Raw genomic sequence first — 20855 nt, forward strand, 5'->3', positions numbered from 1 at the left:
CCCCGTGCTCCCCTCGGCGCGCCTGCAATACCCCTGATCCTGGCACACCATGGCGAAAGCCCGCCCCCCGTTCGCACCGGGGACGGGCCTTCGTACAGAAACAGCGCAAGCGCCAGGAGGAACTAGAAGCGGCGCGTGATCAGCGCACGCTTGACTTCCTGGATCGCCTTCGTGACCTCGATACCGCGCGGGCAGGCGTCCGTGCAGTTGAACGTCGTACGGCAACGCCACACGCCGTCCTTGTCGTTCAGGATCTCCAGCCGCTGCTCGCCGCCCTCGTCACGCGAGTCGAAGATGAAGCGGTGCGCGTTGACGATCGCCGCCGGGCCGAAGTACTGGCCGTCGTTCCAGAACACCGGGCACGAGGACGTGCACGCGGCGCACAGGATGCACTTGGTGGTGTCGTCGAACCGCTCGCGGTCCTCGGCGGACTGCAGACGCTCGCGCGTCGGCTCGTTGCCCTTCGTGATGAGGAAGGGCATGACATCGCGGTACGCCTGGAAGAACGGGTCCATGTCGACCACGAGGTCCTTGAGGACCGTGAGGCCCTTGATGGCCTCGACCGTGATCGGCTTCTCCGGGTTGATGTCCTTGATCAGCGTCTTGCAGGCGAGCCTGTTCTTGCCGTTGATCCGCATCGCGTCGGAGCCGCAGATGCCGTGCGCGCATGAGCGGCGGAAGGTGAGCGTGCCGTCGGTCTCCCACTTGATCTTGTGGAGACCGTCGAGCACACGCTCCTTCGGGTCGATCTCGATCGGGAAGTCCTGCCACTCGGCCTCGGCGGAGATCTCCGGGTTGAAGCGGCGGATCCGGAACGTGACCGTGATGTACGGCGAGGGGACGGCCGCGGGCTTCGCGTCGTCGACCTTGTCCAGAGTCGGGGTAGCCATCAGTACTTACGCTCCATCGGCTGGTAGCGGGTCTGGACGACCGGCTTGTAGTCGAGCCGGATCGACTCGGAGCCGTCGTCGCCCACCTCGCGGTACGCCATGGTGTGGCGCATGAAGTTGACGTCGTCGCGGTTCGGGTAGTCCTCGCGGTAGTGACCGCCGCGGGACTCCTTGCGCGCCAGGGCGGACACGGCCATGACCTCGGCCAGGTCGAGCAGGTTGCCCAGCTCGATGGCCTCCAGCAGGTCGGTGTTGAACCGCTTGCCCTTGTCCTGGATCGAGACGTTGAGGTAACGCTCGCGCAGCTCGCCGATCTTCTCGACCGCCGTCTTGATCGTCTGCTCGGTACGGAACACCATCACGTTGGCGTCCATCGTCTCCTGCAGCTCCCGGCGGATGTCGTGTACCCGCTCGCTGCCGGTGTTGCTGCGCAGGCGCTCGACCTGCGCGACGACGAGCGACGCCGGGTCCTCGGGAAGCTCGACGTAGTCGCTCACGGCCGAGTACTCCGCGGCGGCGATGCCGGCGCGCTTGCCGAAGACGTTGATGTCCAGCAGCGAGTTCGTACCCAGACGGTTCGCGCCGTGCACCGACACGCAGGCGACCTCACCGGCGGCGTACAGACCCGGAACGACCGTGGTGTTGTCCGCGAGGACCTCACCCCTGACGTTCGTCGGGATGCCGCCCATGGCGTAGTGCGCGGTCGGCTGGATCGGGATCGGGTCCGTGTACGGCTCGATGCCCAGGTACGTACGCGCGAACTCCGTGATGTCCGGGAGCTTCGCGTCGAGCTGCTCCGGCGGCAGGTGCGTCAGGTCGAGGAAGACGTGGTCGCCCTCGGGCCCGCAGCCGCGGCCCTCGCGGATCTCGGTGTAGATGGAGCGCGAGACGACGTCACGGGACGCGAGGTCCTTCATGACCGGCGCGTACTTCTCCATGAAGCGCTCGCCGTCCTTGTTGCGGAGGATGCCGCCCTCACCACGGGCGCCCTCCGTCAGCAGGATGCCCATGCGCCAGATGCCCGTCGGGTGGAACTGGAAGAACTCCATGTCCTCCAGCGGCAGACCGCGGCGGTACGCCGCTGCCTGGCCGTCACCGGTCAGGGTGTGCGCGTTCGACGTCACCTTGAAGAACTTGCCGGTGCCGCCGGAGGCGAAGATGATCGCCTTCGCCTGGAAGACGTGGATCTCGCCGGTCGCCAGCTCGTACGCGACGACGCCCGCGGACTTCTTGACCCCGTCTACGTCCTGCATCAGCAGGTCCAGGACGTAGAACTCGTTGAAGAACTCCACACCCTCCTTGACGCAGTTCTGGTACAGCGTCTGGAGGATCATGTGGCCGGTGCGGTCCGACGCGTAGCAGGACCGGCGGACCGGGGCCTCACCGTGGTTGCGGGAGTGACCGCCGAAGCGGCGCTGGTCGATGGTGCCGTCCGGGGTGCGGTTGAACGGCAGGCCCATCTTCTCGAGGTCGAGAACCGAGTCGATGGCCTCCTTCGCCAGGATCTCGGCGGCGTCCTGGTCGACCAGGTAGTCGCCGCCCTTGATCGTGTCGAAGGTGTGCCACTCCCAGTTGTCCTCCTCCACGTTCGCCAGCGCGGCGGCCATGCCGCCCTGCGCGGCGCCCGTGTGGGACCTGGTCGGGTACAGCTTTGTCAGCACGGCGGTGCGGCTGCGCTTTGTCGACTCGATGGCCGCGCGCATGCCGGCGCCACCGGCGCCGACGATGACGGTGTCGTACTTGTGAATCTTCATGGTGGTTGCCTCAGCCCCGGGCCTAGCGGATGTTCGGGTCGAAGGTGAAGATCACCAGCGTGCCCAGAAGGACGGTGAACACCGTGGCGGTGTACAGCAGGTTCTTCAGCCAGAAGCGGGTGTTGGGCCGCTCCGCGTAGTCGTTGATGACGGTACGCAGGCCGTTGGCGCCGTGCAGCATCGCGAGCCACAGCATGAGCAGGTCCCAGGTCTGCCAGAACGGCGAGGCCCAGCGGCCGGCCACGAAGGCGAAGCCGATCTTGGACACGCCGCCGTCCAGCACGAGCTGGATCAGCAGGTGGCCGAGGACCAGGACGACCAGAACGATGCCGGACAGCCGCATGAACAGCCAGCCGTACAGCTCGAAGTTCGTGCGTGTCGTCCTGGGCGTCTTCTTGGTGCGAACGCGGGGGGCTTCAATTACGGGAGCCGGGTTGTCCACGTCGTAGAGGCTCTCGCCCTCGACGGGACCGACTGCGGAAGTGGTCTCAGACATGTCTGCGTCAGCTCCCGAAGACTTCGCGTACGGCGTGGCCGAGCACGGGGTAGAGCGCGCCGGCCATCAGCACGATCCAGATGCCCATGACGGTCCAGAGCATCTGCTTCTGGTAGCGGGGGCCCTTGGACCAGAAGTCCACGGCGACGACCCTGAGGCCGTTCAGCGCGTGGAACAGGATGGCGGCGACAAGGCCGTACTCGAGCAGTGCCACGAGAGGGGTCTTGTAGGTGGCCACGACATCGTCATACGCCTCGGGAGAGACGCGGACGAGAGCGGTGTCGAGGACGTGTACGAACAGGAAGAAGAAAATGAGGACGCCGGTGACTCGATGAGCCACCCAGGACCACATACCTTCCCGGCCGCGATACAGCGTTCCAGCCGGCACGGAAAAACCCTCCGGGAGCGGGGATTGGGGCCATGCCGGCTTCTCTGTCGGTCTGGCCCGGCCGGGTACGGTCCACCGGCCCCGGCCATCGTAGCGACGACTTGTCGGTTCGTTCGCGCGGGGTCGACAGGTGTGATCAAAGTGGCAATCAAACAGCCACGGACGGGCTATCGGGCCGGTCAGGGCGGCCGGTGTGGCCAGGATGGTCAGCATTTTCCAGGAAATCAACGGATTTCTGAGGTTCGGATACGAGGTGGGCGAGCCGTCCGCGTGCCAGCCTGCGCAGTTCGTCGGCGGCGACGGCCCGCTCCTCGTCCGGTTCGTTGCCCAGCCGGGTGCGGATCCCGCCGAGCACCTGGTTGAGCTGCTCCTCCGGGCGCAGGCCGTCCAGGCAGATCACGAAGGCGTGGCCGAAGCTGCTCTCGTACGCGGCGTGGGCGGCGCGCAGCGCGGTGCGCGCGCTGGCGGGGGCGCCGTCGCGCAGGCCCGCGGAGGACTCGTCGGCCAGGGCGCCGGAGATCTCGTCGCAGGACAGGTCGTACGCCGCCTCGTCGGCCGCGGCGAGCAGGGATTCGAGGTCGGGGTACGGGCGGTGCGCGACCAGCCGCTGCGCCCAGCGGCGGCTGCCGCAGCAGGCGAGCAGGGCGGCTTCGGCGGCGCCGGCGGGCGCGGCATTGAACCGGTCGAGACCGGCTGCGACCGCCGGTCCGTGCTTCTGCTGGGGTACGGGCGTTCGACCGGACAGCGTGAGCTCCTCGAATGGGACCGACGAGAAGGGCGGTGCTGGTGTGCCGCAACGCTATCGACGGTCCGGGAGGGCTGTCCGACGGATGCGGCGATTTCACCCGGACGGGAGAGTTTGGGCACACATTGTGGAAGTTTGGTGGCCCATTCGGCATCGTTCGCCCAATGATGTCGCAATTCCGGGGCCCGCTGGCCGTGGCCGCCGTCTCCCTGTCCATCCCGCTCATAGCCCTCGCCGTACCGTCCAAGCCGTCCGCGCCGACGGCGGCACCGGCAGCGCCGTCAGCACCGTCCAAGACGGCGTCCCCCAAGCCGGCGGCGCCCTCGAAGCCGGCGGCGGCACCCTCCAGGACGGCGGCGCCGTCCGCGCCGGCGGGGCCGTCCAAGGCTCCCGGCGCCATCCCGTCGGTGCGGGAATACGACGCCGCGACCGGCCCCGGCTGGCAGCCCGGCCGTGGCACGCGGGTCGTCGTGGCACCGGACAACAGCCGGGCGCTCGCCGACGAGGGAAAGCTCCTGGCCCAGGAACTGAAGCGGGGCTTCTCGCCCGCCGGGTCCGGCCGCGCGGGTGACATCGAGCTCGCGATCGTGCCCGGGGGTGCCCCCGAGTCGTACACCCTCACCGTGCGTGACGGGCGTGTACGCGTCACAGGCGCCGACGAGGCCGGTGTCTTCTACGGGACCCGCACCGTCAAGCAGGCCCTGAACGCCGACGGCCGGCTGTCGGAGGGTGTCGTCCGCGACCGCCCCGCCAAGCCGCAGCGCGGGCTGATGCTCGACATCGCGCGCAAGCACTTCACCGCCGGGTGGATCGAGGACACCGTCCGCGAGATGGCCGACCTCAAGCTCAACCAGCTCGGCCTGCACTTCTCCGACGACCAGGGCTTCCGTATCGCATCGGACAGCCACCCCGAGGTCGTCTCCGAGCAGCACCTCACCAAGGCCGAGGTCCGGCGCATCGTGAAGCTGGCCGCGAGCCGCCACATCACGGTGATCCCGGAGATCGACTCGCCCGGCCATCTCGGCGCGGTGACGCGCACGCACCCCGGACTCCAGCTGCGCGACACCAGTGGCGTGGCGGCGCCCGGCGCCGTGGACATCGCCAACCCCGAATCGGCGCGGATCGTGGACGACCTGCTGCGCGAGTACGCCGACGTCTTCCCCGGCCGCTACTGGCACCTCGGCGGCGACGAGTACCAGGCGCTGATGAAGCGGGACCCCGAGGCGTCGTACCCGGGACTCGCCCGCCAGGCCGTCCGCTCGTACGGCCCCGACGCGAAGATCCAGGACCTGGCCACCGGCTGGCTGAACGACCGCGCCGAGACGCTGCGCCCCCACGGCAAGCGCCTCAAGGCATGGAACGACGGCCTCCACGCCGGCGGCGTCGTCAAGGCCGACCAGGACCGCGAGGTCGAGTACTGGACCGGCAAGGAGCTGGGCGCGCGGCAGCCCATTGAGTACCTGAACGAGGGACGCGACCTGGTCAACGCCAACGACGAGTACCTCTACTACGTACTCGGTGAGCCGAACACCTTCACCTACCCGACGGGCCGCCGCATCTACGAGGACTGGACCCCGCTCGTCCTGCGCGGCACGGCCCCCGTACCGGCGCGCTACTCGGGCCAGATCCTCGGCGGCCGCCTCGCCGTCTGGTGCGACCTGTCGAACGCGCAGACGCAGGAGCAGGTCGCGCGCGGCATCCACCTGCCGCTGCGCGCCCTCGCCCAGAAGACCTGGGACCCGGACAAGCCGGCCCTCAGCTGGGAGGGCTTCAAGGCGCTGGCCGAGCGTACGGGCTGAGCTGCGGAATCGTGATGGACGGCCCGGCCGGCGGCAGCGTATGTTCCGCACGCAGCCGCCGGCAGGCGTCCGCACATCCGTACGCCTCTGGGGAGGGGCGTCCCGGCGCTCTTGGGGGGCTGCCCAGTCATGCCGTGCTCGAACTGCGGTACAGAAAAGGCCACGACGGGCGAAGGGCTCTGCGACGGCTGCGTGATCGCCGCCGCCCATTCCGCGCCGCTGCCCCGCGCACCCGCGGTGCCGCTGTCCGGGCCTGCGGCGGTGCTCCGCTCGCCGGTCGGACTCTCCTACGCCGTGATGGCGCTGCTGGGCGCCGTCGTCGCGGCCGACTGCTTCTCCTTCGTCGTCCTGGCCCACTCCCGCGGTCAGTGGAGTGATCTGGCGTCGGAGGGCTTCTCCACCGTCGCCGCCGAGGAGATCGACCGGAGCCAGATCCTGGTGGTCTGGTCGTCGATGGTGTACGCCCCGGTGCTGGTGGCGACGGCCGCCGTCTTCCTCGTCTGGTTCTTCCGGGTACGGCGCAACGCCGACGTCTTCGCGCCGGATCTCCAGCGCAGAGGGCGGGGCTGGGCGATCGGCACCTGGTTCATTCCGGTCGCCAACCTCTGGATGCCGCGCGGAATCGCCGTCGACGTATGGGCGGCCAGCAGGCGCGATCCGTACGGACTGGAGACCGCGAAGAGGGAGCCGAAGCTCGTCCTGGACCTGTGGTGGACGGCATGGGTCGCGTCGCTGCTGTACGGCCGGTTCGCCAACAAGCGCTACGAGAAGGCCGAGGCGCCGGCCGACATCCGCGACGCGCTCGACCTGCTGATCGTCGCCGATCTGCTCGACATCGCGGCCGCCGTGCTCGCGATCTTCTTCGTACGCGCGCTGACGCGCATGCAGCACCTCAAGGCCACGGCAGGGCCCGCTGTTTCAACCGAGCCGCCGCTTCCCGGACCGGCTGGGGCTGTGATCGTCAGTGAGCGGCCTGTGACGTAAACGCGGCGCTGGACGCAGTCGGAAGGAGAGGGTCCGCAATAGTGCGGGCCAAGCAGTGCCTATGGAGGCATCGTGACCCTGGTGGAACTGATCGGCCGCGCCGATGAACGGAGCCTGGCCGCGAGTGCGGTCGCCTGCCTGGACCGCTGCCTGCCGCTGCTGGAGTACGTCGAAGGCGCCGGGCGCATAGGCCTCGACACCGACGAGGCGCTCAGACCCCTGTGGGTCGCGGTCGAGGGCGGCGACGCCTGGCTCGGCCAGCTGCGCAGGGTGGCGGCCGTCGTGCAGCGCGTCGCGGGTGCGGCCCCCGGCGAACTGGCTCCTTTCGCCATCCGCATGGCCGCGGCGGTCCCGGCCGCGTACCACGGTCCCGAACTGCGCGACTGGGCCGAGGACTGCTCGGCGGCGGTGCTGGAGGTCCATCTGCGGCTGGACGGGGTGGCGACCGGCAACGACGAGGCACGTGTGAAGGCGTACCGGAACGGTGAGACCGACGGCATCAGCCCGCTCACGGCCGGCGAACTGCGCCGCCAGGCCCAGCTCCTCGAAATGCTCGCCGAAGGCTCGGGCGGCGGCGGGCTGAACCATGCCCTCCAGCTCTCGAACGAGGGCAAGCGCGTACTGCGGGCCGCGGCCTCGCGCCGGGCCCGCAGCAGGGGCTGAGCGGCTCTGCCTCAGACGAGCAGCCACTTGACGACCGCACGGCCCTCGTCGGCGGCGCGCGCGTAGAAGGCGCGGAGCTCGCTGTGGCAGCCCGCGAAGTGGTCCCGGACTTCCGACGCGTCGTAGGGCTGCCCGTACAGCTTCGTCAGGTCCTCGCGCCCGGCCTGCCACAGCGCGTCGAACGACACTGTGGCCAGGTACGCGGCGGCCGCCGCCACCTGCGGCGGGGTGAGGACGACGAACGGCGGCAGCTGGTGGTCCGGGTAGGGGACCGGCCGCCCGCCGAGCACCGGCAGCTCCTCGGGGCCGGGCGGGCCCGGACGGGCCGGCGCACCCGAGTACAGGCGCTCGACGTCGAGGTAGTCCTTGTTCAGTACGGCTTCGGTCGCGGTCCGGCACCGGGCGCGGACGATGTCCCAGTCGTCGGCGAACAGTGCCCGCAGGTGGTCGGGATTGTCGCTCACGACCTCCTGGGGCACCGAACGCAGATGGAAGTAGAGGCTCAACTCGCCGCCCTGCCCGCGTGCTCCGCCAGCTTGGTGACCTGGCTGGTGAAGAGGTCCTGCGGGAGCTTCGCCTTCGCCGGTTCGGCGAGGTGGATGGTGAAGAAGGACGCCACCGTGTTGTCCTCGCGCACGAGCGTGAAGCGCATCGGGACCTGCGCGCCCTGAACCTCGCCCGTCATCACGAAGGACAGCGAGTCGTCGCCGGACTTCGCGTTCTGCTCCGGCTTCACCGAGACGTACTTGACCGTCGCGCCGCCGTTGTTGCCGGTCGTCGAGAAGCCGCCCGCGCAGTCGGTCATCGCCTTGCGGACGCCGTCGAGGGTCTGCTGGGCGCCCTCCCCCTCGTACGAGAGAAGGCCGGTCTTCACGGCCAGGCCCGGCGCGGTGGATGAACCATAGGTACGGCTGGCCCAGGCTTCGGCCTCGGGCGTACGGCCCGTGCCGGACGCCGTCATGTCGGCGAGGGCGGTGCACTCCGGTTTGTCGGCCTTGGGGCGCACGGCGGGGGCGGTGTTGTCCTCGGGCTCGTAGGCCTTCGCGTCGGCCTTGCCGACGAGGGCCGCCTTGAGCTGGGTCTCGGTCAGGACGGCGCCCCGAGGCTCCTTCGCGGGCTGGTCGGCCGCCTTCTCCGTCGCGGGGTTGTCGTCCTTGGGGGAGTTGGCGTCCGAGCTCGAACAGCCCGTCGTCAGGGCCAGCAGGGCGGCCGCAGCGGTGACGGCCGGGACGAGCGTGCGTGAAGCGAGGGTCTTCATGACTGCCTTACTGGTGAGACTTCGTGGCGCGAAGGGCCGGGGCCCCTCCTGAGAGAAGGGGCCCCGGTGATGTGCGTGACTTACGGGTTGAGGACCTTGCCGATCGCTGCGCCCGTGGGGGCGCCCAGCGGCGTAGTGCTGTAGTAGATGCCGGAGGAGGCGACGACGCCGTTCGTGCTGCTGTTGTCGAGCTGCAGGACGGTGCCGTTGCCCGCGTCCTCGCCGTCCGCGCCGATCGCCAGGTCCGCCCGGGTGAAGCCGGACAGGTCGGTCAGCGAGACCGCAGAGCCGAAGCGGTCGTTGGCCTCGGCCGCGCCCGGGACACCCGAGGTGTCCTGGGAGTACGCGACGGAGCCCGTGCCGGTCGGGCCGGTGGACGTGCCGAGCAGCAGGACACTCTGGCCCGCGTTGGCGTACGAGACGCCGCTGCGGGTCAGGTCCTCGCCGGGCTGACCGGCGAGGATGTCGCCGTACCCGTCGAGGTTGACGTCGCCGACCGAGACGGACGCGCCCAGGTCGTCACCGGTCTCGCCGCCGCCGGGGACGCCCGCGGTGTCCTGGTGGACGGTCTTGGCGCCGGTGGACGTCAGCCCGGTCGGGGAACCGAACACGGCGCTGACCGCACCGCCCTTGGCGGTGTGACCCGACTCGGTGGCGGAGGGCAGGCCGACGGCGAGGTCGGTGTAACCGTCGCCATTGATGTCGCCGCTCGCGAGCGAACGGCCGCCGCGCGCGGTCAGGATGCCGACCCGCTGGAGACCGGTCGACGAGCCCTTCAGCCACAGCAGGCGTCCGGCGCCCGCCGGGTCGCGGTAGGAGACCGCCACGTCGGCGTAGCCGTCGCGGTTGAAGTCGCCGCTCGCGGCGGACGCGTAGGAGACGGCGCCGGTGTACGCCGCCGTGTTCAGGTAACCGTTCTTCGCGGCCCCGGTCTTCGAGTCCCAGGCCCACCAGCGGCCCGGCTTGCCCGGGGCGACGGAGAAGACGTCGGACCTGCCGTCGGCGTTGAAGTCGCCGGTGGCGACGGTCGCGCCGAGTGCCTCGCCCGAGGTGCGGGTGGCCGTGTTGGTCCAGTACGAGGTGCCGGTGGTGAGGCCGGGGCCGTACATGACGGTGACGGCACCGGTGTTGACCTGCGTCGACGTGCCGTTCTCACCGGGGGCGCCGACGACCAGGTCGGCGAAGCCGTCGCCGTTCACATCGCCGTACGCCGACGAGGAACCGAAGCGGTCGTCGCCCTCGGAACTGCCGGGAACGCCGGGGCTGTTCTGGTTCAGGGTGCGGCGGGCCCCGGCGACCGGGCCGTCTGTGGAGCCGGGCAGCACGGTGATGGTGCCGTCGCCGCTCGCGACCTTCGGCGTACCGACGGCGAGGTCGGTGATGCCGTCGCGGTTGACGTCGGTGGTCGGGATCGCGGAGTTGCGTCCGGGGCCGACGGCGAACTTACGGATCGCGGGCAGCTTGCTGTACAGGTTCGCGCCCGGGCACACAGTGGCGAAGCCGTCGCGGTGGCCGGAGACGGTGTTCAGCGTGGCCTTCTGGCCCCGGGCGTACTTGCCGGTGTCGGCGGCGGCTTCCAGCGTGACCGTGCCGGTCGGGCTGACGCCGTACTGGCCGAGCTTCCAGGCGGCGACGCGCGCGGCCGAGTCCAGGGCGGCCTGGGTGGGCTTGCCCGACTCGAAGTCGCCGAGCAGCGCTATGCCGGTGGAGTAGGAGTTGAAGCCGTACGTGTGCGCGCCGAGGACGGGCAGGTCGACGCCGCCCTCACGGCCTTCGAAGATCTGGCCGCACTTGTCGACGAGGAAGTTGTAGCCGATGTCCTTCCAGCCGTCGTACTTCTCGTCGGGGCGCGGTGTCACGTGGTACGCGTACGTCGCCCGGATGATGGCGGGGGACTCGGCGCAGCTGTAATTGTTCGAGTCGACCGTGTGGTGGACGAAGACGGCCTGGACCTTCTCGATGTACTCGGGGTCGCTGTAGTTCGTCGCGAGCGACTTCTCCGGGCCCCAGCCTGCGCGCAGGGTCATCGGCGGCCGGGTCACGGTCGACGGCGGCGCGGTGGGGACGGTCGGCGTAGGCGACGGGGTGGCGGTCGCGGACTCGGTGGCCGTGGCGGTGTCCGTCGGCATGGCGGTCGCACTCTCGGTGGCCGTGGCGCTGTCGGTCGGCGTGGGAACGGCCGTCTCGGTCGCCGGATCGCTCGGAGTCGGAGTCGGCGTCGCAGCCGGAGTCTCGGTCGCCTCGACGGCGTACGCCGCGGTCTGGGCGTCCGCGCCCGGCGCCTTGGCTTCCTTGGCCGTCACGCCCGGGTCCACAAGGGTCAGTTCGAGCCCCTTGGGCAGCCCGGCGGTGGAGGTGCCGTCGGCCTTCAGGATGCGCGCCTCGACACCGTCGGAAGCCCCGACCCACAGCGGCTCGGACATGCCGGGCAGCTTCGCCTTGGCGTCGCGCTTCTCGGCCAGGTGCTGGTCGAGGTGCACCTCCAGCCACTTGCCCCACTCGCCGGTCTCGCGGCTGCGCGTACGCACCTCCGCCGTACCGTCGATCTCGGCGTCCGGGTCGGCCCAGGTGACGCCGACCAGCGAGAACGGCTCCGTACCTGTACGCGGAAGATCCCGCTTGGTGCTTCCGGTCCCCTTGAAGGCCAGCGCGTGCACCTCGGCCCTGCGCGGCTGGAGCCCGTCCTGCGCGGGATCGGCATCGGGATTGGCGATGGCGACGGTGACCGCCCCTGCACCGCCGAGTACCACTGCGCCGACGGTCAGCCATGCTCGGCGTTTCAGGCTCAGCGGTCTGTAGGCATGCGACTTGCGCGGCTCAAATCCCTTACCCCTCACGAGAGTTCACTTGCGGCACACCTGTCACAGGGGCCGCCTGTTGTACCCAGCGAGCCCTCCCACGCAAACGTCACACGGGTTGGCAGGGTTGTGGCGCAGATCACCGCACGTCAGGCCGCGGAGGGTTCCCGAACTTGGCCTTCGGTGTCGCAAGGGAGTCTGCTCTCGCCGTACGCCGCCGCGAAGTCGTCCGCTACATCGCGCTCGGCCTCGGCCATCGCCGTCGGTGGGACGTCGATCAGGCCGTCGAAGGGGCGGTCGACATCGTGGATGATGAGCAGCGACGAGGTCAGCAGCGTGGTGAGCACGATCAGCAAGGTGATCTCCGTGCCGCATTTTCTGCGTGGAAGGCAGAAGGCGAGCACGATCACCGTCACCGCGAGGGTGACGAGCATGAACCAGTAGAACAGCGGCGCAATGGCCGGAGTGGACTCTGCGATTCGGGTCTGCCGTGCCTCGGAGCGGTCGCGGTCTGCGGTCACCAGGATTTCGAAGACGGAGTCCTGCCTGTCCATCTGCTTGAGCTGCATGCGGAAGTCGGTGCTCCACCTGCTCGGTGTGGAGGATCCGTTGCCGTCCACCATCGCCGGCCACTCCCGGGAGTGCACCGCTCGCGCGTAGCAGACCGCGTCGGCCTGCAGGCGTTCGCGTTGGGCATCGGGTGCGAAGTCGGACACCTCGAAGAGGTGGTCCACCACGCCTGCCTCCGCGCGTGCGGCGTCCTCGGCATTGCCGTAGGACTCGGCGGCCAGCACCATCACGAAGGCCAGTACCAGCACGGCCAGTGTCAGCAGCGGCTCCAGGAAATCCCGGACGGTGAGCGCTTCGGCGTCCTCGCCCAGCAGTCTGTGGCGCAGCAGCCGGTTCGCTGCCATGCCCAGTACCAGCGCCAGCCCGACCACGACGAGCGTCGTCACCATGTCAGCGGTACCGTCGCCTCTCGCACGGCCTTAGCCCTGTCATCTCTCCGCCATCCTCCGTGGTCACCTCGTCGGCGATCACCTGGATAGCAGTCATAGGCCTGTCGCATCGGGCAACGCGAGCGTGTTCCGTCCGCAAACAGAGGGAGTAAACGATTCGCCGTTCACGTGCGGGTGACTTCAGGCCCGAGGCCATCGCCACCCCCCGGCTGGATCTCCTGCCGCTGAGCGTCGGGCACGCCGAGGAGATGGCCGTCGTACTGGCCGATCCCGGTCTGCACACATTCATCGGCGGTGCTCCCGCCGAACCCGACGCGCTGCGTGCGCGCTACGCCCGTATGGTCGCGGGCCCGCCCGATCCCGCCGTCTCCTGGTGCAACTGGGTCGTCCGCCTCCGTGGCGAAGCGGTTCTTGTGGGGACCGTTCAGGCCACCGTGACGCCCTACGGCGATGGAACCGTCGCCGAGGTCGCCTGGGTGGTGGGGACGCCCTGGCAGGGGAGAGGTATCGCGTCCGAAGCCGCCTCGGGACTCGTCGCGTGGCTTCGGGGCCGGGCGGTGGGGACCGTTGTCGCCCATGTTCACCCGGATCACCGGGCGTCCGCCGCCGTTGCCGCTGCCGCAGGGCTCGCGCCCACCGAACAACTGCATGAGGGCGAGGTCAGGTGGCAGTGGGCGAGCTGCTCAGGCGCCTGAGTTGCCTCAAAGGTTGTACTGCGGTGGAAGATTTAGCTGGATCCAGGGCGTGAGAACTGCCACATGCCCATCCGCGTGATGTTCCTGAAGCCCCTGGCGCTTGACCAGTGAGGGCGTGGACCAGCTGCGCCGAAAGGGCGTGGGGAACATGGCTGAGCGCGTGCGGGAGTTGGAGTTCCCTGTGGCCGGTGCGGCCGGCATGCGTGCGTACGTCGCCGAATTCGTCGCGTACCTGACGGAGCGGAACCGGCTGCCCCTCGACTACTCGGTGGCCAGCCTCCGGCTCGTCGACCTCGTCGTCGACGGCCTGCGGCGCAACGGGCCCGGGCGCGAGGAGATCGACGCGGTGCTGCAGGGGCTCGGGGCGTACACCGGTGAGGTCATCGTCCGGAGGGCCGGGGGCCGTTGGGTCGACTTCGGGGCCGAGCAGCGGGAGCTGTTCCGGCAGCCGGTCGGTGTGCGGATGCCCGACGGGCGGGTGTGGAATCCGCTGGGGAAGGTCGTCAACCGGTTCGAGGCCGGGTCGGAGGAGTCGGTGCAGCGGTTCTATCTGCTGCTTCACGGGCGTGCCCGTAAAGCCGTCTGCCACTAGGGCACTTGGCTCGAAAGTGACCTTCTGATGTGGGCCCGAGTCGGGACTGGCGGCGAAGCTGTGACGTTTCTGTGTCCCCCGGCGCAGAGCTATGGGGGGCCATGGTCGCCCAGGGGGCATGGGCACGGTGACCAGTGTCGCGTCGGCACGAAGAGGGACGTGTGGTCAGGGGCGGGGAGCGGCGTCGTACACAGGTGTACGACGTGGAACTTGGCGTTGCCGTCGAGCGGGCTCAACGGGGGGACGAGGACGGGTTCGCAGCGGCGTACCGGCTCGTGCATCCCGGGCTGCTCGGATACGTACGGGGGCTGGTGGGGGAGGACGCCGAGGACGTCGCGTCCGAGGCGTGGCTGGAGATTGCCCGGGATCTGGGACGGTTCCGCGGCGACGGGGCGGGATTCCGCGGCTGGACGGCGACGATCGCCCGCCACCGCGCGCTCGATCATTTGCGCAAGCAGAAGCGAAGACCGCGTACGTCCCTGATCGAGCAGGATGTGCTTGAGCTGCCCGGCAGGCAGGACACCGCGCTCGACGCCCTCGAATCGCTCTCGACCGAACATGCGCTGGCGATGATCGCCGCCCTGCCGCGCGAGCAGGCGGAGGCGGTACTGCTGCGCGTCGTTGTCGGGCTGGACGGGCCGGCGACGGCCCGCGTGCTGGGCAAGCGCAGCGGATCCGTGCGTACGTCGGCGTATCGCGGACTCAAGCGGCTGGCCGAGCAGTTGGCCTCGCGCGGGGCGGGCGCTGTGACGTCTGCGGCGCCGCGCACGCTGAAGGATGAGACATGAGTCGGGAAAGCGAACACGAAGCAGTAGATGCGGTGACAGAGGCAACGGCGGACGGGCGGGTCCCGGCGGAAGTCGAGGCGTTGCTGGCCGCCGTACGACGCCCTGGTGAGGCCGATGCCCAGATCCTGGATGCGACCCTCGCCGCCTTCCGCGAGGCGCGCGACACGGGGGCGCATGTGCCCCCGGGGCGTTGGTGGCGGGTGCGCAGGCGCGACGACTGGCGGCCGGCACGGCGGCGCGGCGCACTTCCGGTGCGGGCGGCGTTCGCGTCGCTCGCCGCGACGGTGACGCTGGGCGGCGTGGCGCTGGCCGCCCAGTCCGGGGCGATCCCGGCGCCGTTCGGCATCGGAGACGGCGGCTCGGGTGGCGGCGGGGCGGGTGCCCGGCCGGGCACCAGTGCGCCGGCGACGCCGGGAGTGGCGCGGGGGAGTGCGGAGGGCGCGACGGAGGGGCCGACGTCGCGCAGCCCTTCGGCCGCCGTGACGCCCTCGGGGCCGGCGCGTACCGCCCAGGCCCGGGAGGACGAGGCGCGCTGCGTGGCGTACCTGGCGGCGGAGGGGCGCGGCGGGGGTGCGGGTCCGGGTACAGGTGCGGGGCGCGGTACCGACACAGGTACGGCCTTTGAGCGCCTCGAAGCGGGCGCTGCGGACGCCGGGGTGACGGTTCAGACGTACTGCGAGGGGCTGTTGGGGGCGGCGACGAAAGTGCCTGCGAAGCCCTCCCAGTCCGCCTCCAAGGGAACGAAGCCGCCGGAGGCCGGGACGGGGGAGGACTCGAAGCCGGGTGGCAAGGGCGGGAGCGGAGCGGGAAGCCAGGGTGGCAGCCGCGGTCAGTGAGTGAGTGGGATTCCCCTCACCCTTCCCCAAGCTCTCAACTTCGTTCGAGCAGGGGAGACCCCATTCTTCCCGGCTGTGACATTTGCCAACAACCCGTCCCGGGTTGCAAAAGGGACCGCCGCCAGTCCGGAAGGACGACCGGGGCCGCCACCCCCCACAGGAGAGGCCCCGGTCGCCGTCCGTACGGACCGTGCGGCGGCCCGTACTTCTCTCAGCGCCGCGGGTGCGTTTTCTGTCACACCGCTCTGTGTCAGCATGCAGTTGCGCGTTGTACAAGACGTGGACGCGACCCCGTCGGACGTCGTAGCGTGCTGACTCGCGCTGGGTTGCGCGGCAGTGGTGACCAGCTGCGACTTTGGAACAGGTTGAGGGAGTGCTGGGGGACGACGCGGAGCTGACCGCCGCGGTGCTCGCGGCACAGGACGGAGACGAGAACGCCTTCCGGACTGTGTACCGCGCCGTGCACCCGCGGTTGTTGGGCTACATACGAACGCTGGTCGGTGACCCGGAGGCCGAGGACGTCGCCTCCGAGTCGTGGCTCCAGATAGCCCGCGACCTCGAACGGTTCAGCGGTGACGCCGACCGTTTCAGGGGCTGGGCGGCGCGAATAGCGCGCAATCGCGCCCTCGATCACATCCGGATGCGGGGCAGGCGCCCCGCCATCGGCGGCGATGAGACGGAGCTCACAGGCAAGCCCGGCGACTCCGACACGGCGAGCGAGGCGATGGAAGCACTCGCCACCGGTGACACGCTCGCCCTCATCGCCCAGCTCCCGCAGGACCAGGCCGAGGCCGTCGTCCTGCGCGTCGTGGTCGGGCTCGACGCGAAGAGCGCCGCGCAGACACTGGGCAAGCGCCCCGGCGCCGTACGGACGGCCGCGCACCGAGGCCTGAAGCGGCTGGCCGAGCTCCTCAGCGCGGTGGAAGCCGAAGCCGAAGCGGAAGCCGGCGCGGCGGCCCACCGCGGCGGCAATGCCCACGGCAGCGGCCACGCCGGCGGGTCCGTCGGTGACCGGCCGGAACTCGACGCCGTACCTCCACAGCGTGGCCCACGACAGGGCAGGGTGACGTCCGCCGGTGTGACGCAATCGTGCGTGCGGACGCAGAAGGACATGTGATGGCCGACGAGCGTTATGAGTGGCTCGACAAGAACACGGCGGAGCGGCTGCTCCGCGGAGAACCTGTCGGGCCTGTCGGCGACCACGCGCGCGCCCAGGCCGACCGCCTCTCCGCCGCCCTGGACGGCATCGCCCGCGCCGGCGGCCCCGAAGCGGGTGAACTCCCCGGCGAGGCGGCCGCGCTCGCAGCGTTCCGCAAGGCCAGAGCCGCATCCCCCGAAGCGATGCCCGGCATACGTATCGGCTCCTCCGCCGCATCCGTACCCCCCGGGCGCAGGGGCGGCGCCCCCGTCCGGTGGGGGCGTCCCGTACGCATCGGCCTGGCCGGTGCGCTTGCCGGTGTGGCCCTCGGCGGCGTAGCGGTGGCGGCCGGTACGGGCGTACTGTCGAGCCCCTTCGGGCGCAGCTCCGACCCCACGCCCGCCTCCTCCGTATCGGCAGCCGCGACACCGGATCCGCTCCTTTCCGGGTCACCCACCGGCGAACCCAGCGGCCCCGGAGAGAGCACGCCGGGCACCGGCACCCCGAGCGGGCCCGGCGAGACACCGGACGACAGCTACCCGGGCAGCGGCGACGGTACGGACCAGTCCGCCCCGGGAACGGACGGCGGCACGTCCACCACCGACCCGGGATCCGGCGACGGTGCCACAAGTGACCCCGCGGCGGGTACCGGTGGCGGCGTGGGATCCGGCGACCTGTACCGCAGGACCGTCCAGGCCTGCCAGGACTACCGCAGCGGCAACATCGCCGCCGACCGCAAGCGCCGCCTCGAAGCGGCGGCCAAGGGCTCCGAAGGCGTGGACCGCTTCTGCGACCGCGTGCTGGACGGCGCCGACGGGCGGGACGGCGACGGCGAGAGCGACAACGGCGACAGCGGCAGTGGCGACGGCGACAACGGCGACGGCAGCGGCCAGGGCAGCGACGGCGGCAGCGGCGACGGCGACGGCGGCAGTGGAGATGACGACGGTAGGAGCGGCGGCGGCCAAGGCGCCCCCGGCGCCGAGGGCAGCCGCGCCCTCCCGCCGATCTCCTACACCCTCCCGCCGTCCCCGACGGTCGCCCCCTCCACCACCACCGCGCCCACGCCGCAGCCCGGCTGACCTGCGGTTTTCTGATTCTTTCCGTACTTCGCCCGCGCTGGTGTGACGTTTTTCGAGCCGGTGACGCAGTAATGAGTGAGCCGACTGGTCATCGGCAGCGCGACGAGCCGGGGTTCCCCCCGTACCTTCGGCTCCGCGCACTAGGCGCGGGCGGGACACGTTCCCCCGGTCCCGCCCGCGCCACATCTTCCTCTTCAGACCGTCACTGGTGTCACCAGTAAATAACCACCTTGTCGCCGTTGCGCACCTGCGCGAACAGGCCGGCGATCTTCCCCTCGTCCCTGACATTCACGCAGCCGTGCGAGGCACCGCTGTAGCCCCGGGCCGCGAAGTCCGACGAGTAGTGGACGGCCTGCCCGCCGCTGAAGAAGAGGGCGTACGGCATGGGGGTGTCGTACAGCGTCGAGACATGGTGCCGGGACTTCCAGTACACGTTGAACGTTCCCTCACGCGTGGGCGTGTACTGCGACCCGAAGCGCACGTCCATCGCCGAGACGACCTTCCCGTCGACCATCCACGAGAGCGTGCGGCTCGTCTTGCTGATGCACAGGACCCGGCCCGTCATGCAGCGCGGATCGGGTTTGGCGACCGGGTTGGCGGTCGACGGGTACAGCTCGGCGCGCGTCGGCTCCTTCGTCATCCCCAGGAGCCTGTCCCAGGTGACGGTGTCCGTCGTGCCCGTGCGGTCCAGGCCGCGCTTGCCCTGGAAGGACGAGACGGCGGCGGCGGTGACCGAGCCGTAGTGGCCGGTGGGGGTGCGGTTGAAGTGGCCGATCTGGCGGAGCCTGGCCTGAAGCTCGCGCACCTGGGCGCCGTCGGCGCCGCGTGCGAGCAGCGTCTTGGGCTCGGGTGTGGGCGTAGGCGTGGGCGTGGGCTTCGGCGCGGCCTTCGTAGGCTCTGTCGTCTTCGTCGGCGACGGGGCGGGCGTCGCCTCGTGCGCCGCTGCCGGCAACGGCGGCTTCGTACGCGCGGCGCCCGCCCCTGCTCCCGCCCCGGCCGCCTGCGCCGTGCATCCCGCCGTAACGGCGAGCACAGCGGCCGTGGCGACGACTCTGCCTATGGGTACGTTCCGCTTCTTCTGGCGCATTTCGGCCCCCGGTCTTCCGTCTGTCCCTTAGGACTGTTTTCCGCTCTGCCCGGTTGCGTAAGCCACCGCATGATGGGAAGAGCGACGTTGTGAGCAAGGTCCCAGCCTGCGACTCTCCACCGGCCGCACGCCCGCCGCTACAGTCCGTCGCGAGGGTCGGTTAATTACCAGCCAGTACGTTCAGCGGGAGGCACAGCAGATGGCGCGCGAGTCGGAGTCGGGACTGCCTATTGAGCCGGTGTACGGGCCGGACGCCCTGGAGGGCTGGGACCCTGCGGAGAAGCTGGGCGAGCCGGGCTCCTACCCCTTCACGCGCGGCGTATACCCGTCGATGTACACCGGGCGTCCGTGGACGATGCGCCAGTACGCGGGCTTCGGCACCGCGACCGAGTCCAACGCCCGCTACAAGCAGCTGATCGCCAACGGCACGATGGGCCTCTCCGTCGCCTTCGACCTGCCGACCCAGATGGGCCACGACAGCGACGCGGCGATCGCGAGCGGCGAGGTCGGCAAGGTCGGCGTTGCCGTCGACTCGATCGACGACATGCGCGTCCTGTTCGGCGGCATCCCGCTGGACAAGGTCTCGACGTCGATGACGATCAACGCGCCGGCCGCGCTCCTCCTCCTGATGTACCAGCTGGTGGGCGAGGAGCAGGGCGTACCGGCCGACAAGCTGACCGGCACGATCCAGAACGATGTCCTCAAGGAGTACATCGCGCGCGGGACGTACATCTTCCCGCCCAAGCCGTCCCTGCGCCTGATCGCGGACATCTTCAAGTACTGCAAGGCCGAGATCCCGAAGTGGAACACGATCTCGATCTCCGGCTACCACATGGCGGAGGCCGGTGCCTCGCCCGCGCAGGAGATCGCGTTCACGCTGGCCGACGGCATCGAGTACGTCCGTACGGCCGTCGCCGCCGGCATGGACGTCGACGACTTCGCGCCGCGCCTCTCCTTCTTCTTCGTGTCCCGTACGACGATCCTCGAAGAGGTCGCCAAGTTCCGTGCCGCGCGCCGGATCTGGGCGAAGGTCATGCGCGACGAGTTCGGCGCGAAGAACCCGAAGTCGCTGATGCTGCGCTTCCACACGCAGACGGCGGGCGTGCAGCTCACCGCGCAGCAGCCCGAGGTCAACCTGGTGCGCGTCGCCGTACAGGGCCTGGCGGCGGTCCTCGGCGGCACGCAGTCCCTGCACACCAACTCCTTCGACGAGGCGATCGCGCTCCCCACCGACAAGAGCGCCCGCCTCGCCCTGCGCACCCAGCAGGTCCTCGCGTACGAGACGGACGTCACGGCCACCGTCGACCCCTTCGCCGGGTCGTACGTCGTCGAGAAGATGACGGACGAGGTCGAGGCCGCCGCCGTCGAACTGATGACGAAGGTCGAGGACATGGGCGGCGCGGTCAATGCGATCGAGCGCGGCTTCCAGAAGAACGAGATCGAGCGCAGCGCGTACCGCATCGCCCTGGAGACGGACAGCGGCGAGCGCGTCGTCGTCGGCGTGAACCGCTTCCAGCTGGACGCGGAGGAGCCGTACGAGCCGCTCCGCGTCGACCCGGCGATCGAGGCCCAGCAGGCGGAACGCCTCGCGAAGCTCCGCGCCGAGCGCGACCAGGCTGCGGTGGACGCGGCCCTGGTGGAGCTGAAGAAGGCGGCGGAGGGCACGGACAACGTGCTGTACCCGATGAAGGATGCGCTGAGGGCGCGGGCGACGGTCGGCGAGGTGTGCAACGCGCTGCGGGAGGTCTGGGGGATGTATGTCCCCACGGACGCGTTCTGAGGCGGGATGAGGGGCGTACCCGGACGGCTGATCCGGCGCGGATGCTCCTCGGCGGCGACGAGGACTGACGGGCGCCCCGCTGCCTGCCATGTGAAACACATGGGCGGAGTGTCGTATGTGCATGCG

20 protein-coding genes are annotated in these 20855 nt (G+C 70.2%); 10 read left to right on the top strand and 10 right to left on the bottom strand.

Annotated features, from left to right (window positions below; all coding sequences use genetic code 11):
- Window positions 1-122: 122 nt before the first annotated feature.
- From J7I98_RS15305 to J7I98_RS15325, 5 genes are all read right to left on the bottom strand, one after another.
- Window positions 123-890 (bottom strand): succinate dehydrogenase iron-sulfur subunit, encoded by a 768-nt coding sequence (locus tag J7I98_RS15305; RefSeq protein ID WP_214921234.1) that lies wholly within the window; start codon window positions 888-890, stop codon window positions 123-125.
- Window positions 890-2644, bottom strand: a complete 1755-nt coding sequence (sdhA, locus tag J7I98_RS15310; protein WP_214921235.1) for a succinate dehydrogenase flavoprotein subunit — start codon at window positions 2642-2644, stop codon at window positions 890-892. The genes J7I98_RS15305 and sdhA overlap by 1 nt, the downstream gene beginning before the upstream one ends.
- Before the next feature lie 22 nt (window positions 2645-2666).
- Window positions 2667-3140, bottom strand: coding sequence for a succinate dehydrogenase hydrophobic membrane anchor subunit (locus J7I98_RS15315; protein ID WP_214921236.1), 474 nt, complete (start codon window positions 3138-3140; stop codon window positions 2667-2669).
- Window positions 3141-3147: 7 nt separating this feature from the next.
- Window positions 3148-3528, bottom strand: coding sequence for a succinate dehydrogenase, cytochrome b556 subunit (gene sdhC / locus J7I98_RS15320; RefSeq protein ID WP_214921237.1), 381 nt, complete (start codon window positions 3526-3528; stop codon window positions 3148-3150).
- Between the two features lie 148 nt (window positions 3529-3676).
- Window positions 3677-4273 carry a 2-oxo-4-hydroxy-4-carboxy-5-ureidoimidazoline decarboxylase gene (locus J7I98_RS15325; RefSeq protein WP_214921316.1) on the bottom strand — a complete coding sequence of 199 codons (597 nt, stop codon included), beginning with the start codon at window positions 4271-4273 and terminating at the stop codon, window positions 3677-3679.
- Between the two features lie 164 nt (window positions 4274-4437).
- Here J7I98_RS15325 and J7I98_RS15330 point away from each other — a divergent pair, with 164 nt between their 5' ends.
- The 3 genes from J7I98_RS15330 to J7I98_RS15340 all read left to right on the top strand — a co-directional run bounded on the left by J7I98_RS15330 (window position 4438) and on the right by J7I98_RS15340 (window position 7719).
- Window positions 4438-6072 carry a glycoside hydrolase family 20 protein gene (locus tag J7I98_RS15330; RefSeq protein WP_251020652.1) on the top strand — a complete coding sequence of 545 codons (1635 nt, stop codon included), beginning with the start codon at window positions 4438-4440 and terminating at the stop codon, window positions 6070-6072.
- A gap of 129 nt (window positions 6073-6201) precedes the next feature.
- Window positions 6202-7056, top strand: coding sequence for a DUF4328 domain-containing protein (locus J7I98_RS15335; RefSeq protein ID WP_214921238.1), 855 nt, complete (start codon window positions 6202-6204; stop codon window positions 7054-7056).
- 72 nt (window positions 7057-7128) lie between these two features.
- Complete coding sequence (locus J7I98_RS15340) at window positions 7129-7719, top strand: hypothetical protein (protein ID WP_214921239.1); 591 nt, start codon at window positions 7129-7131, stop codon at window positions 7717-7719.
- Between the two features lie 11 nt (window positions 7720-7730).
- Here J7I98_RS15340 and J7I98_RS15345 read toward each other — a convergent pair whose 3' ends face one another.
- The 4 genes from J7I98_RS15345 to J7I98_RS15360 all read right to left on the bottom strand — a co-directional run bounded on the left by J7I98_RS15345 (window position 7731) and on the right by J7I98_RS15360 (window position 12734).
- A complete protein-coding gene (locus J7I98_RS15345) occupies window positions 7731-8183 on the bottom strand; it encodes a DUF1877 family protein (RefSeq protein ID WP_214921240.1) in 453 nt (150 codons plus the stop codon).
- Window positions 8184-8221: 38 nt separating this feature from the next.
- Complete coding sequence (locus tag J7I98_RS15350; RefSeq protein ID WP_214921241.1) at window positions 8222-8977, bottom strand: hypothetical protein; 756 nt, start codon at window positions 8975-8977, stop codon at window positions 8222-8224.
- 80 nt (window positions 8978-9057) lie between these two features.
- A complete protein-coding gene (locus tag J7I98_RS15355) occupies window positions 9058-11727 on the bottom strand; it encodes an FG-GAP-like repeat-containing protein (RefSeq protein WP_308377794.1) in 2670 nt (889 codons plus the stop codon).
- A gap of 197 nt (window positions 11728-11924) precedes the next feature.
- Complete coding sequence (locus tag J7I98_RS15360; RefSeq protein ID WP_214921243.1) at window positions 11925-12734, bottom strand: DUF4239 domain-containing protein; 810 nt, start codon at window positions 12732-12734, stop codon at window positions 11925-11927.
- A gap of 155 nt (window positions 12735-12889) precedes the next feature.
- Between J7I98_RS15360 and J7I98_RS15365 the strand changes: the two genes are divergently transcribed.
- From J7I98_RS15365 to J7I98_RS15390, 6 genes are all read left to right on the top strand, one after another.
- A complete protein-coding gene (locus tag J7I98_RS15365) occupies window positions 12890-13429 on the top strand; it encodes a GNAT family N-acetyltransferase (protein ID WP_308377816.1) in 540 nt (179 codons plus the stop codon).
- Between the two features lie 148 nt (window positions 13430-13577).
- Window positions 13578-14021 carry a hypothetical protein gene (locus J7I98_RS15370; RefSeq protein ID WP_251020654.1) on the top strand — a complete coding sequence of 148 codons (444 nt, stop codon included), beginning with the start codon at window positions 13578-13580 and terminating at the stop codon, window positions 14019-14021.
- 161 nt (window positions 14022-14182) lie between these two features.
- Window positions 14183-14809, top strand: coding sequence for an RNA polymerase sigma factor (locus tag J7I98_RS15375; protein ID WP_214921245.1), 627 nt, complete (start codon window positions 14183-14185; stop codon window positions 14807-14809).
- On the top strand, window positions 14806-15645 hold the full coding sequence (locus tag J7I98_RS15380; RefSeq protein ID WP_214921246.1) for a hypothetical protein: 840 nt from the start codon (window positions 14806-14808) through the stop codon (window positions 15643-15645). The genes J7I98_RS15375 and J7I98_RS15380 overlap by 4 nt, the downstream gene beginning before the upstream one ends.
- A 373-nt stretch (window positions 15646-16018) precedes the next feature.
- The gene (locus tag J7I98_RS15385; RefSeq protein ID WP_214921319.1) at window positions 16019-16762 is read left to right on the top strand and encodes an RNA polymerase sigma factor; all 744 of its coding nucleotides are present in this window, start codon (window positions 16019-16021) and stop codon (window positions 16760-16762) included.
- On the top strand, window positions 16762-17862 hold the full coding sequence (locus tag J7I98_RS15390) for a hypothetical protein (protein WP_214921247.1): 1101 nt from the start codon (window positions 16762-16764) through the stop codon (window positions 17860-17862). Before J7I98_RS15385 ends, J7I98_RS15390 begins: the two co-directional genes overlap by 1 nt.
- Window positions 17863-18073: 211 nt before the next feature.
- Here the strand turns inward: J7I98_RS15390 and J7I98_RS15395 are convergent, their stop codons facing one another.
- A complete protein-coding gene (locus J7I98_RS15395; protein ID WP_214921248.1) occupies window positions 18074-18949 on the bottom strand; it encodes a L,D-transpeptidase family protein in 876 nt (291 codons plus the stop codon).
- A gap of 199 nt (window positions 18950-19148) precedes the next feature.
- On the opposite strand from J7I98_RS15395, the gene J7I98_RS15400 reads away from it, so the two are divergent.
- Window positions 19149-20729, top strand: a complete 1581-nt coding sequence (locus J7I98_RS15400; protein WP_214921249.1) for a methylmalonyl-CoA mutase — start codon at window positions 19149-19151, stop codon at window positions 20727-20729.
- Window positions 20730-20855: the final 126 nt, after the last annotated feature.

The organism is Streptomyces sp. ISL-98 (assembly GCF_018614055.1).
Taxonomy (GTDB): Bacteria; Actinomycetota; Actinomycetes; order Streptomycetales; family Streptomycetaceae; genus Streptomyces; species Streptomyces spiramyceticus.

What these genes read in the sequence shown, in the direction of transcription:
- J7I98_RS15400 (WP_214921249.1), top strand. Translation starts at nt 19,149, where the DNA reads ATGGCGCGCGAGTCGGAGTCGGGACTGCCTATTGAGCCGGTGTACGGG.
- J7I98_RS15335 (WP_214921238.1), top strand. Translation starts at nt 6,202, where the DNA reads ATGCCGTGCTCGAACTGCGGTACAGAAAAGGCCACGACGGGCGAAGGG.
- J7I98_RS15380 (WP_214921246.1), top strand. Translation starts at nt 14,806, where the DNA reads ATGAGTCGGGAAAGCGAACACGAAGCAGTAGATGCGGTGACAGAGGCA.
- J7I98_RS15395 (WP_214921248.1), bottom strand. Translation starts at nt 18,949, where the DNA reads ATGCGCCAGAAGAAGCGGAACGTACCCATAGGCAGAGTCGTCGCCACG.
- J7I98_RS15315 (WP_214921236.1), bottom strand. Translation starts at nt 3,140, where the DNA reads ATGTCTGAGACCACTTCCGCAGTCGGTCCCGTCGAGGGCGAGAGCCTC.
- J7I98_RS15350 (WP_214921241.1), bottom strand. Translation starts at nt 8,977, where the DNA reads ATGAAGACCCTCGCTTCACGCACGCTCGTCCCGGCCGTCACCGCTGCG.
- J7I98_RS15305 (WP_214921234.1), bottom strand. Translation starts at nt 890, where the DNA reads ATGGCTACCCCGACTCTGGACAAGGTCGACGACGCGAAGCCCGCGGCC.
- J7I98_RS15330 (WP_251020652.1), top strand. Translation starts at nt 4,438, where the DNA reads ATGATGTCGCAATTCCGGGGCCCGCTGGCCGTGGCCGCCGTCTCCCTG.
- sdhA (WP_214921235.1), bottom strand. Translation starts at nt 2,644, where the DNA reads ATGAAGATTCACAAGTACGACACCGTCATCGTCGGCGCCGGTGGCGCC.
- J7I98_RS15370 (WP_251020654.1), top strand. Translation starts at nt 13,578, where the DNA reads ATGGCTGAGCGCGTGCGGGAGTTGGAGTTCCCTGTGGCCGGTGCGGCC.
- J7I98_RS15360 (WP_214921243.1), bottom strand. Translation starts at nt 12,734, where the DNA reads ATGGTGACGACGCTCGTCGTGGTCGGGCTGGCGCTGGTACTGGGCATG.
- J7I98_RS15390 (WP_214921247.1), top strand. Translation starts at nt 16,762, where the DNA reads ATGGCCGACGAGCGTTATGAGTGGCTCGACAAGAACACGGCGGAGCGG.